The organism is Myroides pelagicus (assembly GCF_009711055.1).
GTDB classification, from domain to species: Bacteria; Bacteroidota; Bacteroidia; order Flavobacteriales; family Flavobacteriaceae; genus Flavobacterium; species Flavobacterium pelagicum.
This window is the reverse complement of the sequence record NZ_WMJY01000001.1, coordinates 134,558-149,173: the sequence shown is the minus strand read 5'-3', so window position 1 is coordinate 149,173 and position 14,616 is coordinate 134,558. Positions and strand designations below refer to the sequence as shown.

At 34.3% G+C, this 14,616-nt stretch carries 16 protein-coding genes; 9 read left to right on the top strand and 7 right to left on the bottom strand.

Features of this window, described 5'->3' with window-relative positions; genetic code table 11:
• Nucleotides 1–67: 67 nt before the first annotated feature.
• From cobA to GJV77_RS00640, 6 genes are all read left to right on the top strand, one after another.
• Nucleotides 68–880: a uroporphyrinogen-III C-methyltransferase gene (gene cobA / locus GJV77_RS00665; protein ID WP_155034429.1), complete on the top strand. Its 813-nt coding sequence runs from the start codon at nucleotides 68–70 to the stop codon at nucleotides 878–880.
• The gene (locus tag GJV77_RS00660) at nucleotides 870–2,561 is read left to right on the top strand and encodes a diflavin oxidoreductase (RefSeq protein ID WP_155034428.1); all 1,692 of its coding nucleotides are present in this window, start codon (nucleotides 870–872) and stop codon (nucleotides 2,559–2,561) included. The genes cobA and GJV77_RS00660 overlap by 11 nt, the downstream gene beginning before the upstream one ends.
• 14 nt (nucleotides 2,562–2,575) lie before the next feature.
• Nucleotides 2,576–4,219 (top strand): NADPH-dependent assimilatory sulfite reductase hemoprotein subunit, encoded by a 1,644-nt coding sequence (locus GJV77_RS00655; RefSeq protein ID WP_155034427.1) that lies wholly within the window; start codon nucleotides 2,576–2,578, stop codon nucleotides 4,217–4,219.
• Between the two features lie 245 nt (nucleotides 4,220–4,464).
• Complete coding sequence (locus GJV77_RS00650; RefSeq protein ID WP_155034426.1) at nucleotides 4,465–5,913, top strand: TSUP family transporter; 1,449 nt, start codon at nucleotides 4,465–4,467, stop codon at nucleotides 5,911–5,913.
• 873 nt (nucleotides 5,914–6,786) lie between these two features.
• A complete protein-coding gene (locus tag GJV77_RS00645) occupies nucleotides 6,787–8,460 on the top strand; it encodes a tetratricopeptide repeat protein (RefSeq protein WP_155034425.1) in 1,674 nt (557 codons plus the stop codon).
• Between the two features lie 526 nt (nucleotides 8,461–8,986).
• Nucleotides 8,987–10,270: a site-specific integrase gene (locus tag GJV77_RS00640; RefSeq protein ID WP_155034424.1), complete on the top strand. Its 1,284-nt coding sequence runs from the start codon at nucleotides 8,987–8,989 to the stop codon at nucleotides 10,268–10,270.
• Nucleotides 10,271–10,295: 25 nt separating this feature from the next.
• On the opposite strand, the gene GJV77_RS00635 is transcribed toward GJV77_RS00640, so the two are convergent.
• The 7 genes from GJV77_RS00635 to GJV77_RS00605 all read right to left on the bottom strand — a co-directional run bounded on the left by GJV77_RS00635 (nucleotide 10,296) and on the right by GJV77_RS00605 (nucleotide 13,683).
• Nucleotides 10,296–10,481, bottom strand: a complete 186-nt coding sequence (locus GJV77_RS00635) for a hypothetical protein (protein WP_155034423.1) — start codon at nucleotides 10,479–10,481, stop codon at nucleotides 10,296–10,298.
• Nucleotides 10,471–10,800: a hypothetical protein gene (locus GJV77_RS00630; protein ID WP_155034422.1), complete on the bottom strand. Its 330-nt coding sequence runs from the start codon at nucleotides 10,798–10,800 to the stop codon at nucleotides 10,471–10,473. Before GJV77_RS00630 ends, GJV77_RS00635 begins: the two co-directional genes overlap by 11 nt.
• Before the next feature lie 11 nt (nucleotides 10,801–10,811).
• Nucleotides 10,812–11,087: a hypothetical protein gene (locus GJV77_RS00625; RefSeq protein ID WP_155034421.1), complete on the bottom strand. Its 276-nt coding sequence runs from the start codon at nucleotides 11,085–11,087 to the stop codon at nucleotides 10,812–10,814.
• Nucleotides 11,088–11,202: 115 nt separating this feature from the next.
• On the bottom strand, nucleotides 11,203–11,556 hold the full coding sequence (locus GJV77_RS00620; protein ID WP_155034420.1) for a hypothetical protein: 354 nt from the start codon (nucleotides 11,554–11,556) through the stop codon (nucleotides 11,203–11,205).
• Between the two features lie 41 nt (nucleotides 11,557–11,597).
• Entirely contained in the window at nucleotides 11,598–12,188 is a 591-nt protein-coding gene (locus tag GJV77_RS00615) for a hypothetical protein (protein ID WP_155034419.1), read from the bottom strand.
• Between the two features lie 142 nt (nucleotides 12,189–12,330).
• Nucleotides 12,331–12,978: a hypothetical protein gene (locus GJV77_RS00610; protein ID WP_155034418.1), complete on the bottom strand. Its 648-nt coding sequence runs from the start codon at nucleotides 12,976–12,978 to the stop codon at nucleotides 12,331–12,333.
• A 6-nt stretch (nucleotides 12,979–12,984) separates the two neighbouring features.
• Nucleotides 12,985–13,683 carry a S24 family peptidase gene (locus GJV77_RS00605; RefSeq protein ID WP_155034417.1) on the bottom strand — a complete coding sequence of 233 codons (699 nt, stop codon included), beginning with the start codon at nucleotides 13,681–13,683 and terminating at the stop codon, nucleotides 12,985–12,987.
• Between the two features lie 159 nt (nucleotides 13,684–13,842).
• On the opposite strand from GJV77_RS00605, the gene GJV77_RS00600 reads away from it, so the two are divergent.
• From GJV77_RS00600 to GJV77_RS00590, 3 genes are read left to right on the top strand one after another with little or no spacing between them, the layout of a single operon-like run.
• Nucleotides 13,843–14,094, top strand: a complete 252-nt coding sequence (locus GJV77_RS00600; protein WP_155034416.1) for a hypothetical protein — start codon at nucleotides 13,843–13,845, stop codon at nucleotides 14,092–14,094.
• A 2-nt stretch (nucleotides 14,095–14,096) separates the two neighbouring features.
• Nucleotides 14,097–14,360: a helix-turn-helix domain-containing protein gene (locus tag GJV77_RS00595; protein ID WP_155034415.1), complete on the top strand. Its 264-nt coding sequence runs from the start codon at nucleotides 14,097–14,099 to the stop codon at nucleotides 14,358–14,360.
• Nucleotides 14,361–14,417: 57 nt separating this feature from the next.
• Nucleotides 14,418–14,597, top strand: coding sequence for a hypothetical protein (locus GJV77_RS00590; RefSeq protein WP_155034414.1), 180 nt, complete (start codon nucleotides 14,418–14,420; stop codon nucleotides 14,595–14,597).
• Nucleotides 14,598–14,616: the final 19 nt, after the last annotated feature.

The window sequence follows — 14,616 nt, the reverse complement described above, 5'->3', positions numbered from 1 at the left end:
TATAAATATGTAGGTGTTAAAAATCAGACTGTTCAATTAACCTTGTATTCATTCTAATTTTTACTCCATGAAGAAATCAAAAGTTATTTTAGCAGGTGCAGGACCTGGAGATCCTGAATTAATCAGTGTAAAAGCACTCCGTTATTTGCAGTCGGCAGAGGTTATCCTAGTTGATCGCCTGGTATCTCCTGAACTTATAAGCAACTATACTAGTGCTGCTGCAGAAGTTATTTATGTGGGCAAACAGTGCTCTAAAGGGATATTTACCAAGCAAGAGGATATTAATCAGTTACTCGTTCACTATGCAAAGTTGGGTAAAAAAGTATTGCGACTAAAAGGAGGAGATGTATCAATATTCTCCAATATTTTGGACGAGCTTACTGTGCTGAAACAACATGGTATTACTTATGAGATTGTGCCAGGTATATCTGCAGGACTAGCTGCTGCTGCTGGTAGTGGTATTCCTTTGACTGCTAGAGGGTATAGCAGAGGAGTCCGTTTCTTAACGCTTTTTGACACCGATAGTATTAGTGAAGAGCTGTGGAATGATTGGGCAAAGACCGAAGATACGCTAGTATTTTACATGAGCGGGTTAAAATTAAAGCACTTAGTCAAAAGTTTATTAGCGCATCAGATCAGTACTGATAAGGGAATAGCTGTCATACAGCAGGCTAGTACAGCGTATCAGCAGACGACCATTTATAGGTTTGAGACTATTGAAGAGCAAGAGCTCTTAGCTTTTCAGTATGTTCCGACCTTGTTTGTTATTGGCCGTGTAGTAGAATTACACCATGATTTTGCTTGGAGAGATGAAGTGTCTTCTCTGGATACGCTCTCCTATTTTGATAATCATTTAAATGTGTTAAGAGATGCAATTTGATCAAAAAATAAGTGCTTTACAGAAGCAGATTCAGGGGTACTCTAGAGAAGAGTTACTTTGGTTTAATGGGTATCTGTCTGGGTTGTTAGCTAATAACCAGATTGCGACTACTGCACAATTAGAGTCTATTGCCCCAACGATTCAGTTAAACCCCGTTGTATTATATGGAAGTGAAACGGGGAACTCTAAAAAACTAGCCTTTGAGTTATTAAAGCTTTTTAAACAAAACAATATTCAAGCAAGGTGTTTTGACTTGGCGACTTATAAGGTAAAGCAACTCGCTAAAGAAGAATTTGTACTTTTTATTTGTAGCACACAAGGAGAGGGCGAAGCTCCTGTTTCAGCTCAGCGCTTTTTTGGTGAATTAGAGCATGAGGCTTTAGATTTATCAACCTTGTCATATAGTGTGTTAGGATTAGGAGACAGTTCTTATCCTCTTTTTTGTAAGGCAGCAGAAGATTTGCAAATATTGCTAAACAAACATGGTGGTGTCCTTAGTATTGCTTCACAAAAATTAGATGTTGATTATAAAACTGCAGCACATCAATGGTTTAAAGAAGTAATAAATCACGTTCTTAATAAATCAGTGACTCCTATTCACAATGCTGTAGAGAATCGACAAGAGTTGAATACTCAACCTAAAGAAATTAGTACTAGGACAAAAAGGAGTTATAAGGGGATTATAGGACATAGTATTATCTTAAATGATCGTGAATCAAACAAAAAGACCTATCACATAGAGTTAGAGTCAGATGAGGAACTTGATTACTCACCAGGTGATGCAGTAGGTATATATCCTAAAAATAAGCATGAGGTTTGTGCTGAAATAGCTACCCTCTTTAAAGCTACTGATAGAGCCTTTGAGCTAGAGAAGTTAACTATAACAGGATTAAGTGGAAATACACTAAAGAAATTGGAAGATATACTAACGATCGAGGTGACTGACAAGCGCATTGACTTAATCGACCTGTTGAATTTATACCCAGCTAATAAGCAAGTGACTTTTGATCAGTTATTAACTGTATTAGTGCCAATGTCTCCAAGACTTTATTCTATATCTTCTTCTGCGTTGACCAATAGTCATCAGGTAACAATCACTGTGGCATTAGCAGAGTTTGAAAGTAATGGCGTAAACAAAAGTGGTGTGTGTTCGTCCTTTCTAAGTAGTCTTTCTGTTGGTCAAGACATTGAGTTTTACATCCATCCAAATAGTGAGTTTTATTTGCCTAATGCTGATACTGATATAGTTATGGTTGGTCCGGGTACAGGTATAGCTCCGTTTAGAAGTTTCTTACAACATCGAGACCTTCGAGGGGATAGTGGAAGAAATTGGTTGTTCTTTGGTGAACAGCACTTTGTCTGTGATTTTTACTATCAGACTGAAATCCAACAGTGGCTAGAGAGTGGAGTATTGACCAAGTTAGATACTGCTTTCTCTAGAGATCAAAAGTACAAAATCTATGTTCAAGATCGTCTAAGACAGCAATCCAAACAGTTGTGGCAATGGATCGAGTCTGGCGCTATACTCTATGTATGTGGTCAAAAATCACCGATGAGTCAAGATGTAGAGAATGCTCTAGTAGAAATTATTAGAGAGAACACACAGTCTTCTGAAGAACAAGCAGTAGCTTACTTGGATACAATGTTCTTAAATGGACAATATAAGAAAGATGTTTATTAAAATATAATCAAGGTATGAGTCAAGATAAATTATCACCTATAGAATCAATAAAACAAAAGAGCGATGGACTGAGAGGTACTCTATCTCAGAGCTTACAAGATAATTATACAGGAAATGTTCGTCCGGATGACGAGGCACTGATTAAGTTTCACGGGATGTATGTCCAAGACGATAGAGATAGAAGACAAGAACGAGCAGAAAAGAAATTAGATAAATTATACTCATTTATGATTCGTTTGCGCATACCTGGAGGGGTTATTACTGCTAAGCAGTGGCAAGCTATACATGAAATATCTGAGCAATACGGCACAGGAGTGTTGAAAATTACCACCAGACAGACCATCCAATTGCACGGTCTATTAAAGCATCAATTAAGCGATACAATCAAAGGGTTTATTACTGCAAAGCTAGATGCTATTGCCGCTTGCGGTGATGTCAATCGCAATGTTATCTGTAGTTCTCACCCACAAGTATCTCCAATCTTTGAGCAGATTCACAATTATGCAGATCGCATATCCACTATGTTATTGCCCAAGACACAGTCTTACTATGAGATATGGATAGATGATCAGAAGGTCTATGATCGTTCGTTAGAATCTGACCCTCTTTATGAAGATAACTATCTTCCTCGAAAGTTCAAGATTGCCATTGCTATACCACCGACCAATGACGTCGATGTCTTTGCTAATGATATAGGGCTGATTGCTATCATTGAGAATGAGCAATTGATAGGGTTCAATATAGCTATTGGAGGAGGTCTGTCTACTACACATGGCAACGAAAAGACTTATTCGAGATTAGCTACAGTCATTGGGTTTTCTGATAATGAACAAGATACTATGAAGTTAATCTATGAGGTACTTACGATACAGCGTGATTATGGGAATCGCTCTGATAGAAAGCAGGCTAGATTAAAATATACAATAGATCAAATGGGCGTGGATAACTTTGTCGCTGAATTAGAAAAAAGGGCAGGTGTCCGCTTGCAAGCTCCTAGAGCTTATACGTTCACTGAACGCAATGATCGAAAAGGTTGGCAACAAGCAGAAGATGATAGTTGGTATTACACATTATTTGTAGAAAATGGGGTGGTTCAACCCAATCAAAAAGAGTTCCTTTCTCATTTAGCCAAGCTCAGACTATCTGATTTTCGATTTACCTGCAACCAGAATCTTATCTTAGGAGAGATTGCTACTGAAGACAAGTGGATGGTTGAGAAGTTGATTAAACAGTTTACTATTGAGACCACAGTTAGTGGGTTAAGAGAAAGCTCAATGGCTTGTGTAGCCATGCCTACTTGTCCGTTAGCACTAGCTGAAGCACAGCGATATTTACCTGTATTAGTTTCGAAAGTAGAGCCCCTATTAGTCAAGCATGATTTGACAAATGACCAGATAAGCATACGCATGACGGGGTGTCCCAATGGTTGTGGACGCTCTTATTTAGCTGAAATAGGATTTGTTGGGACTGGACCAGAACAATATAACCTTATGCTCGGTGGAGATCGCTATGGAACGCGATTAAATAAAGTGTATAAAGCTAAGTTGAGCGAACAAGAGATTTTAGAGCAATTAGATATATTATTTGACCGCTACAAAAAGGAAGCCTTGGATAGTGAAACTTTTGGTGATTTTAGCCATCGCAAGTTCTTTACTTAAAATAAAGCTATTACCCCAACCTATATACCAAAGAAACAATAGATTATGACTGACTTTTCTGCTGAGTATGAAGTTGTCCTAACCAACGGGATTTACTTTCTCTATTGTTAACTCAGACATGACAATTCCCATTTAATGTATTTGTATTGATGAGTCCGAAAGACTGGTCAAGGGAACCTTTGTTTCTTTTTTTAAGCAACAGTAAGCAAAAAAACAAAATCTAAAAAACTGATATTTATTTAGTTATGGAAAATACGCTATTTCCAATATTTTTAAAAACTAACAATTTTAACTTTCTAATTGTAGGAGGAGGAAATGTCGGACTAGAGAAAGCACGCACTCTATTAAAGCAGAATCAATCAACACGTATCACAGTTGTTTCTACTTGTTTTAAAGCAGACTTTTTTTCGTTAGCAGAGACTTCACCTCATTTAGTTTTGGTCACACGTGATTTTAGAGAAGAAGACCTGATAGGCAAGGATTTAGTGGTCATCGCTACTAATGACGCTTATCTAAACAAACAGATCAAGCGACTAGCCAATGAAAGAAAACTATTTGTCAATGCAGCCGATCAACCTGATTTGTGTGATTTTTACTTAGGATCTATTGTTAATAAAGGACAACTTAAGATAGCTATCTCAACTAATGGTAAATCGCCCGTATTAGCTCGTCGATTACGTGAATACTTAGAAGATGAAATGCCAGAGAATATCAGTGAAAGTATTGAAAACTTGAATATTTATCGATCAAGTTTAAAGGGAAGTCTAAAGCATAGGTTGCACCACCTAAATAGGGCAACGACAGCCTTAGTTGCTTCAGGTCAAAACAAGCGCGAACCGTATATTCGCCTGTTTTATATTACTAGTTTAGTATTAGTTTTTGTATTGGGCTATGCTATATCTAATTTTGTTTCAATAGCGGAGGTCAAGACAGTATTGTCAAGTATGCCCTCGGAGTTTTACTATGTTTTGGCTATAGGCTTCTTTGCCCAATTAGTTGATGGAGCCTTGGGTCTTGGTTATGGGATGACATCGGCTTCAGCGATGATGGCTATGGGGATAAGCTTACCCGCTATTTCAGGAAGTATTCACTCGGCAGAGATGTTTTCAAGTGCTGTATCAGGCTATACTCATTATAAGTTTGGCAATGTCAATAAGAAGTTGTTGCTTTGGCTGTGTGTGCCTGGTGTTGTTGGAGCAACATTAGGATCTTTATTTGTTATCTATATCGGTAGTGAGTATGAGTATATAGCCTATCCATTTGTAGCATTGTACTTAATGATTATTGCTGTTCGACTAATCAGCCTAGCCCTGCGATCCAGTGTGGTAAGAAAAAAAGTAAAATACGTGGGAATATTAGGGTTTTCAGGAGGTTTTTTTGATGCCTTTGGAGGAGGAGGTTGGGGACCGATAGTAACATCAACGTTATTGACAAAGGGAAGACCCACGCACTATGTGATAGGGACTGTATCATTAGCAGAGTTTTTTGTGACATTTGCAGCTTCTGTGGTATTTTTTTCTTCTTTAGGTTTTGGGTACTGGTATATCTTTTTAGGATTAGCAATAGGAGGGACCCTTGCGGCGCCTTTGGCTGCTAGACTTGCTGGTCGCTTGCCCAAACGTCTATCTTATGTGTTGGTAGGACTATTAGTATTTGCAGCTAGTTTGCGGATAGTGTTGAGTTTCTGGAAATAAAAACAGCATTGAAAATAAGGAATAAAACTTAGGTACCTCCCTATAGACTTTTTGTTTATTGGGAGTTTTTTTGTGAAATACAGATGTTGGGTCTAAGTAAAAGACATCTTCTAAGTGAGAAGTAATTCTATGAGAAATGACTTACTTATGGTTTATTTGTATAGGTGTTTTTTACTGCTCTCAAAACGTACTATTAAATTTGTTGAAAAAATGAGTTCAACAACCACCGAACCATTGATCAGTCCACTAAATTCAAGGTATTTACGAGGTTTTTATAAGTGTTGTTCGGTACATTTTCGGAAGAAGTGCCTAAAATAAGGGGGACTACCGAAGAAGACTCGAATAAGTATCGAATAAAGCCATTTTAAACACTGGCGTTAGCTATGTTTTTGTCAGTGAAACGAGTGAATTGAATAAGGCAAAATGAGAAAATTGAACACCTTAAAGAATGGTATTTTTTACTTATAAAGGTAGTTTGTTCTTACTTTGGGGCAAGACCCTTTTCATAAGTATTTCTCTACGAAGAGAGATTAATATAAGGTAAATATACGGATTTTTTGAATGTGAAGTGAGGTTCTGAAAAGAGAAAGTTTACTTGTTTTGAGATGCTATAGCGTTTTGTCTTTTTTCTTTGAATAGGGATAGGGAATATTTCCAATGGATTTTTAATTGTTTTATTGTGAAGCAGAGGTAAGTGTCTAATTCTCGGTATAGTTTTATGTAATTATAACCAAAGTATTATATTAGTCAATCAAAAGCTATTTAGTTCAAAATGTATTTATTTTAAGTTCTGGTGAGTATTGGATAAAATGTCCTTGAATAGACTGTATGGTTATCATAAATACCTTATTTTTGTTCAAAATGTGACATCCTATGTTTCGAATAATTCTTTTATTGAGTCTAGTGACCTTATTTTCTTGTACGAATAATAAGCAAGGGGGTAATGCTCATTTCGATTCCTTGATACAAGTGTATAGGGACAAAAATATAAAGGATGCAACACCTCTCAAGAATAGTGACGAATCACAAGCCATTAAAAATGTATTTGAGGCATTAGAATATCAAAAGCAATATGACAGTATCAATCCAGCAAGTACTTCACTTTTTTTAAAGAGTGTAGATCTTGTCGATAAACGTCCAAATATAGGGTTGCGAGCATGGGTGTATAGCGAGGTTGGGTTTTACTATTATACCTATAGTCATTATTTGGACGCGGCTCCATACTTTATCAAGCTTTCTAAGATAATAGATGACCAATCTGAGCAAGTAGATATTCAACAATGTGATGTGATCTTAAAGACAGCGTACTTTTTTGAGACGATGCAGAATTATGGCAAATCAAAGGAATATTATACTATACTCTTGTCTTTGTGTGAAGAACCTGGAGACAAAAGAGCAGCTGTAATGTGGGCATTAGGCTATTCCTACTTACAGACAGATCAAGTGAATAAGGCAAAGGATTGCTTTGAAAATGCGAGCAAACTAGCCTTAGGGGTAGGTGATACGCTGCGATATGCAAAAAGTCAAGGTTCTTTGGCTAAGGTTTATAGTCTAAAAGGAGATTTAGCTAGTGCTGAGCAACACTTTCTACAAGATATTAGTTTGTCAAAGCAGTTAAATCAAGAGCGAAACCTTATGTATGCTCAGATACAATTAGGTAGATTTTACTTTGATACTCAAAGATACCAAGCAGCAGAAAAGCTATGGGAGCAAGCGTATGCTTATGCAAAGACTAAAGCGTATCTGATAGGCTATGAGCGAGAGATAGCTCTTTGTTTATTGGAATTGCAACGCGAATATCACCAGAATGATCAACAAGAGTTGTATTATCGAAGAGAGATCGAACGGATAGATTACTTTATAAAAGAAAAAGAAAGTAAAGAGGTTATTCAAAAAATCAATTGGGAAACGACCTATCAAAGTATCTCTTGGGAATTAGAGGCAGAAAAGAATATCTCGGAACGCACTCGCTATCAGCGGCTATTTTTTATGAGTAGTACTATATTACTTTTAATATTAGTTGTAGTTATTTATTTTTCCTATAAACGAATAATAAAACTCCAGGCTTTCAAATACCAAGCAAAACTGTTGGCTTTTCAATTGGATAAGTTGAGCTCTGAAAATAAGCTGAAACAAACGCACGCTTCATTGGCTTCCTATCAAGTCTATCTCACTGAGAAAACACAGCAAATAGTACAATTAGAAAAAGAACTACAACACGTAAAATCATCGTCAACTAAGTTCCTGAAAGAGCAGAGACCTAATCTAGAACAATTGCTCAATGCGCATTTGATGACAGATGAAAACTGGAATATGTTTAAGGGATTATTCAAGGAAGAACAAACAGAATATTACCTTTATTTAACCACACATTTTCCAGACTTGACAGAATCTAATTTACGTATTATATTACTACAAAGGTTAGGCTTGACTAATCAGGAGACGGCTAACTTACTAGGGATAACAATAGATGCAGTCAAGAAGGCAAAACAGCGTTTAAAGAAAAAATATGAAGACTCTTATGATACGATTTTTTGTAAATCGTAAAAGTAGTCGTCAAAATTGTAAATGATGAAAGGTATTACTGTTTTAGGTAATGCTTTTTTGTTAAGTATAAGTGATTTGTTGTAAGTGGGTTGTGATTTGTCCACCCCTTTGTCCATCCCCTAAAATAGGCAGAATATCGTGCTATTAATACTTTTATACCACTAAAACAAACCTAAGCTTCGCCCATACTATGTTTTTGCTTTATAAGAGGAAATCGTGTGACATCCTCTTGTTTTTAGTTCTATTTGTTGATTAACTTTTCCATAAATAACTATAACGAAAAAAAGCCTAACTATATCACAATCAATAGTTAGGCTTTTTTATCTGTGGAGTCGCCGACAGCACACTGATAGTTTTAAATGAAATCTTTTTAGATTACATAATTATATTTATATTACTCATATATAGCTTATTGTGTGTTTTTAACTACTTACGTATTGTCTTATTTGTTCTCGTTTGTTTTCGATTAGTTTTGTAGAACTATACAAATTTATATCTTTGTCGAATCAATTCAAATTAGCAAATTATGGCAACTATAAGCTTCATGTTTAGAACAACTAAGGATAAGGCAAATATAAAGCTTCGTTTCTTTTTTAGGAAGGAAAATAAAAATGCTTTTATAGAAACTAATACTAAGTTAGTAGTTACTCGCGAGTATTGGGAAAAATATCATAATGCTACACGTATAAGAGATATCACATACCGCAATATGCAGAATGAAGTTCATAATGAGTTGAATGATATTGAAAATTATGTACTAGAGCAGGCTTCAGACAAAGATGTTTCTTTTTATGATAAAGATTGGTTAAATCAGGTAATTGATCAGTATTATCATCCTGGAGATATTATAGTTGATGGTGATAATGAAAAAGTAGAGAAAGCATCTGAGGTATTATTAGATTGGTTTGATATATATAAAGAAGATAAAAAAAGAACAGCATCTGAAGCTACATTGCGAAAAGTAAATGTAGTTAAGCAGCTTGTTTCGCGTTATCAAAAGGATAAAAGAAAGAAGCTCTTGGTTAGAGATGTAGATGTTAAATTTTGCACCAAGTTTGAAGAATATTGTTACGATAATGGTTATTCTACTAATACTATTTCGCGCACTGTGGTATTTGTAAAAACTATTTGTAATCACGCAAAGGCAAATGGGGTGATGGTGAGCAATACTTTTGATTTAGTTAAGACTAAACGTGAGAAGGTGAAGAGTATCTATCTGAATGAAAATGATATTTTAAAGTTGGAGAAGTTGAAAGATTTGACTGAAACGTTGGATAATGCTCGCGATTGGTTACTTATATCTTGTTATACTGGTCAGCGAGTGTCTGATTTCATGCGCTTTGAAAAGGGTATGATAAAGTATCATACAAACAAGAAAGGCGAGTTAAAGGCGATTCTTGAGTTTATGCAGCAAAAAACAAGTAAACAGATGAGTGTTCCTCTTTCGTCTAAGGTTCTTGACATCCTGGATAAGAGGGAAGGTGAGTTTCCTCGTGCGATATCTGATCAGAAATATAATGAATATATTAAGTGCGTGTGTGAAGTAGCTAAATTAAATGATAGGGTAGAAGGAACTAAGAAGGTAGAGGTGTCAAAAGGGGTGTGGAGGAATAGGAAGGGAATATTTAAGAAATGGGAGATTGTGAGCTCGCATATCGGAAGAAGATCATTTGCTACTAATAATTATGGAAAAATACCTACTGTTTTCCTGATGAACATGACAGGTCATGGTACTGAAAAAATGTTTTTAACCTACATTGGAAAAGGGTCAAATGATATAGCAATGGAGCTTAGTGAGTACTTTGATTAAAAAAAGCACCTATTTAGGTGCTTTTCTATTTTAATTTATTATATATATAGAGCATTGTTTTTATCCATGGAGGAAGTTCGTTAGCTGATGGTTTTGTCTGATTTTTTACAGAGGCTTCGGTGAGTCCGGTGATATCTGCTATATCTCTATTTGTTAGCTTGAGGTCTTTCTTCATTTCTTTGAAATCCTCATGTGTATAATTACTCTTCATAACTATCAATTTGTGTTAGGTATTGTGTATACCATTTCCAAGCTTGGTTCATAACTTTTTTAGCATCTTGCTCGGTGGCTTCGCAGTTATTCTGCGTGTACACTCCTAGCCAGCTCTCAATTTGTCCTTCGCTATTCGTGTAATTGTAATAAACAAAGTCTTTATTTATCTCAAAATCTTCGAAGTCATCTACGCAAATGAATTCTATTAGCGACAATGCTTGTGTTGCGTATATCCACGTTCTGTGATCGTTGTATGATTCGTTTTTGAAAGGAGTTTCGCATAGTAGGAACTCTGGTGTTGTTAGGTCTATTTTCATAATTATCAATTTTATAATCCGTAAGTGCTAACTTTATTATTAAACTTGAATTTTCTAGCGATATAACTCTCCTTTTTTAAGAAGTAATGATGCCATTCACCGTCTTGATTACTACCAGTTTTTAATGCGTTTAAAAAGCCAGTTGAAATATAAATCATATCACTTGCTCCATCGCCCATAATTCTCCAAGCTTCATCTACATTTATACCTAAGTCTTCAAACTCATTTTCAAAATTGTTAATATTAACTTCGTTTATCTCTGTACCTCTATAGTTAAATGTTTTCATCTTTATTCCTTTTTTGTGTACTACAAATGTAATATATATATTACTTTTTATTATGAAAAAAATGGTTACTTAGTTCTGAGACTAGTAACCATAAGGGGTAGAGTGTTGCGGTTTTCTAATTACAATGTTTAAATTCAGCAACTATGTCTCTGCATATTAATCTATCTGGATCATCTTCAAAAAAATACAATCTGGTTATACTGTACTCTGTATCATTTTTTGCTTCTTCAATTACAGCTTCTATTCCATAACTATATAGAGGATAGTTTTTTACTCTACAGTATGTTGATGCTGCACATTCTGTAGCTGTAATTATGTGGTAGTTCTCTATCTTTGAAATATATTTAGATATGAATTCTATTATATCTGTTACATCATAATGCTTAATGTGTTTAGTGAATTCTATAACTATTGCATCTTGTGTTGTATTTTTACTTCTAGTATTTAGTTTTGTATCTATTTTTTTCATTATTGTATTTCTTATAGTTTAGTAGGTGTTAATCTAAGTGTTTATTGTTTGTGTGGTATTAATGAGTCGGCTTCTGTAAACAGAATACCATAATTTATGTTTAGTTTTTTCATGCTATGTTCGATGTATAGTTCGTTTTCATAGTATGTTTGGTTAGTAAAAACATCTACTATAGCATTTATATCAATTGGGTGTTTTTTATTTTTTACTAAGAACATTTGTCCTTTTGTGAGTTCAGATGCTTTATTTTCAGGCATTCCAACAAGTAAATCAAATGTTATAAAATCGGATAGGATAGTGTCTCTTTGTTGATAGAAGTCGTAATGTTCTGTAGTTGGTTTTTTTACTAAGTGTACAATAGCTCCATCTCCTGCAGGGTTTTTAAATACTCTGAATACTTCTAAAGGCATATCATCTAATACATTGTTTTCAATGACACTATCTTTTTTTCTTTCTAGTAGTTTTAAAGCATTATTTCGGTTTAGTTCATTGTCTATGAAATTTGGAAAACTATCTTTAAAAACAATGTTTAAGAGAGTGTCTATCTTTCTGTAATTCTCTTTTTTTATTTCTTTTTCTTGACAAGAAAAGATTAAAAAAGCTAAAGGAATCAGTGTTAGTAGGTTTTTCATAAAGTATAGTATAGGTTGGTTTTATCTTTTTCTTTCTCGAATTATCTTAACTACATTAAACAACTTATTTACATGAGATAGGTTTATTGTCTTGTAGAAAATATTCTGTAAATGGAGTTCTAGGGGGGGTATGGAGTTAAAGTTACATATTATTCAATATATACAGTAAGCAAGTTTCTTTGTTTGGGAATAATAGAATTTCTTTCGGCCCATAAATAAAATATTTATTGTTTGAGTGTTTTCGATATATTTGAAAAACCATGTTGTCTGATCGTAAAACTTGGTATTCTGTATGTCTTCCCATTTTGAAAGTTCTTTTACTTCCTATTACTATAATATCTGTAATTTCTAGATCCTCTGTGTAATCATTTTTTAGAAATATTGCATTATTTTTTTTTGAATAATTTTGTTCTAAAAAAGTTAAAACAGATGAAATTGAATTTAATTCTTGATCAAATTTATTTTCATTTATTAACATTGAGTACTCGTCTTTGCCATCTACTTTTAATGCTAAAACATTCTCGTCAAAAAAACCTTGTTTGAATAAAAAAGATTTGTCTTGTAAATCTATTAATAGAGATTGATTTCCTAAATATTCCCATTTCCCTTTTTCAACAATACCATTTGTAGCAACTAAAAGTTCATTAGATGTTTTAAAAATAAAAATGGTTTTTGACAGTTCAATATCGTCTATCAGTACCCAATGTTGATTGGTAAGTAATGTTATGTCGTCTAGTTTTCTAGAATACTCTTGTATTTTAGGTATTATACTTGCTATAAATGTTTTCATAATTTATTATCGTTTACGGTCTCTAATGACTTTAACCACATTAAATAATTTATCTATATGGCTTAAATTTAGTAATTTATTTTCAAACATTGGATTAAGAGAATGAATAATAATCTCTCCATTATCAGGGTTGTGATCAATGATTCTCTTAACAATTACACCTTCTTCCTGGTCCACAATAACAAAATCCCACTTTGTATAATGTAGCTTACTTGCCCAGTAGTCCTTATTTACGTTTCTACATACTAATATGTCCCCATCAAATAAGCTCTCTTCAGGATTATCTTCTGATATCATACTATCTCCTGATACTTCGAAACATACATATTCGCCCTTTGGCTCTTGGTCCTGCGTAAGTATAACAGGTACTGTTGGTAAAGTTTCCATATAACTCTCGTCTGCAAAACCACTAAGATAACCAGCTTTCGCATATTGTGAAACTAAAGGAACGTATTTAACTATTCCTGCAGTGATTGGGATTGCTTCATGTTTCTTTTCTGATTTGATCATTTCACCTTCTCCTGTTAATAGCCATTCTATATCTAGGTTTGGATATTTATTCTTAAGTGTAGAGATTTTATCTAAACTTATGCTTTTTGAAATGTTATTTATATATCCATTTGATGCTTTAATCTCCTTTTCAAAGGAGCTTATTGTTAAATTAAGGCTATTTGCGAACTCTTTAAGTCTGTCTTTTACACTCATTGTCAATTAGTTATATTTGTTAAGTATTTAATTTAGAATATTTCTCTAATTAGTTTTGTTTTTGTTTAGAGAAATTCTCTATATTTGTCATGTCAGGTCACGTTGATGATTTATAATTCTAAACGCAAAACCTTGACATGTCACAAATTGGTCAAAAGTATGAAAAAAGTTATTGAGATACACGCTGCTGATGAAGAAATAGCAGTTAGAGCAAAATCTCTAAAAATACTTAGTGATTTTAGAGTATTAGGATTTGTTACTAGAAAGTCATTCTTAACTGTGGTAATGGAATATTACCCTGAATTGAATAGTCATGATGGAGGTAACAGATTGGTTAATTTTTGGGCAGGTCGTGAATTTAGGCTGAACCAACAATTAGAGGAAGTATTAGAAATATTGAAAAATTCTTAATTATGGAAGGTAAAATAATATTAGAAGGTATCACTGCTGAAGCATTAATATCTATGATCGCTGATGTAGTAGTTGAGAAACTACAAGGCTCAAAGAGTGAAGATGTGCTAATGACTAGGCATGATGCGGCAAAATATCTTAGTATAGGATTGTCTACATTAAGTAGATGGACCTCTGAGGGGCGTGTGAAGAGTCATGGGATTGGTGGTAAGATTTATTATTATAAATCTGAAATAGAGAGATCAATGGAAACTTTAAAAGTATGAGAACATTTGAGAAAGATTGGAAAGTGTTTGAAGCTAAAATTTTAAAACAATTGAGTGATGAAGCATATCAAAGAAATATTGCAAGAAATACCTGCAGTAGCTATGCTAGGGCAGAATTGCAAGGTAAAGAGAACAACAGTTAATCCAGATAAATGTACAGCTAAGACTAGACCTTGTCATCCATTCGATGTATTTGCAGGTATAGAAGGGTGTAAGCACTGTAGTAAGAAGTTTTGAAAAGTATTTTTAAGCCGTT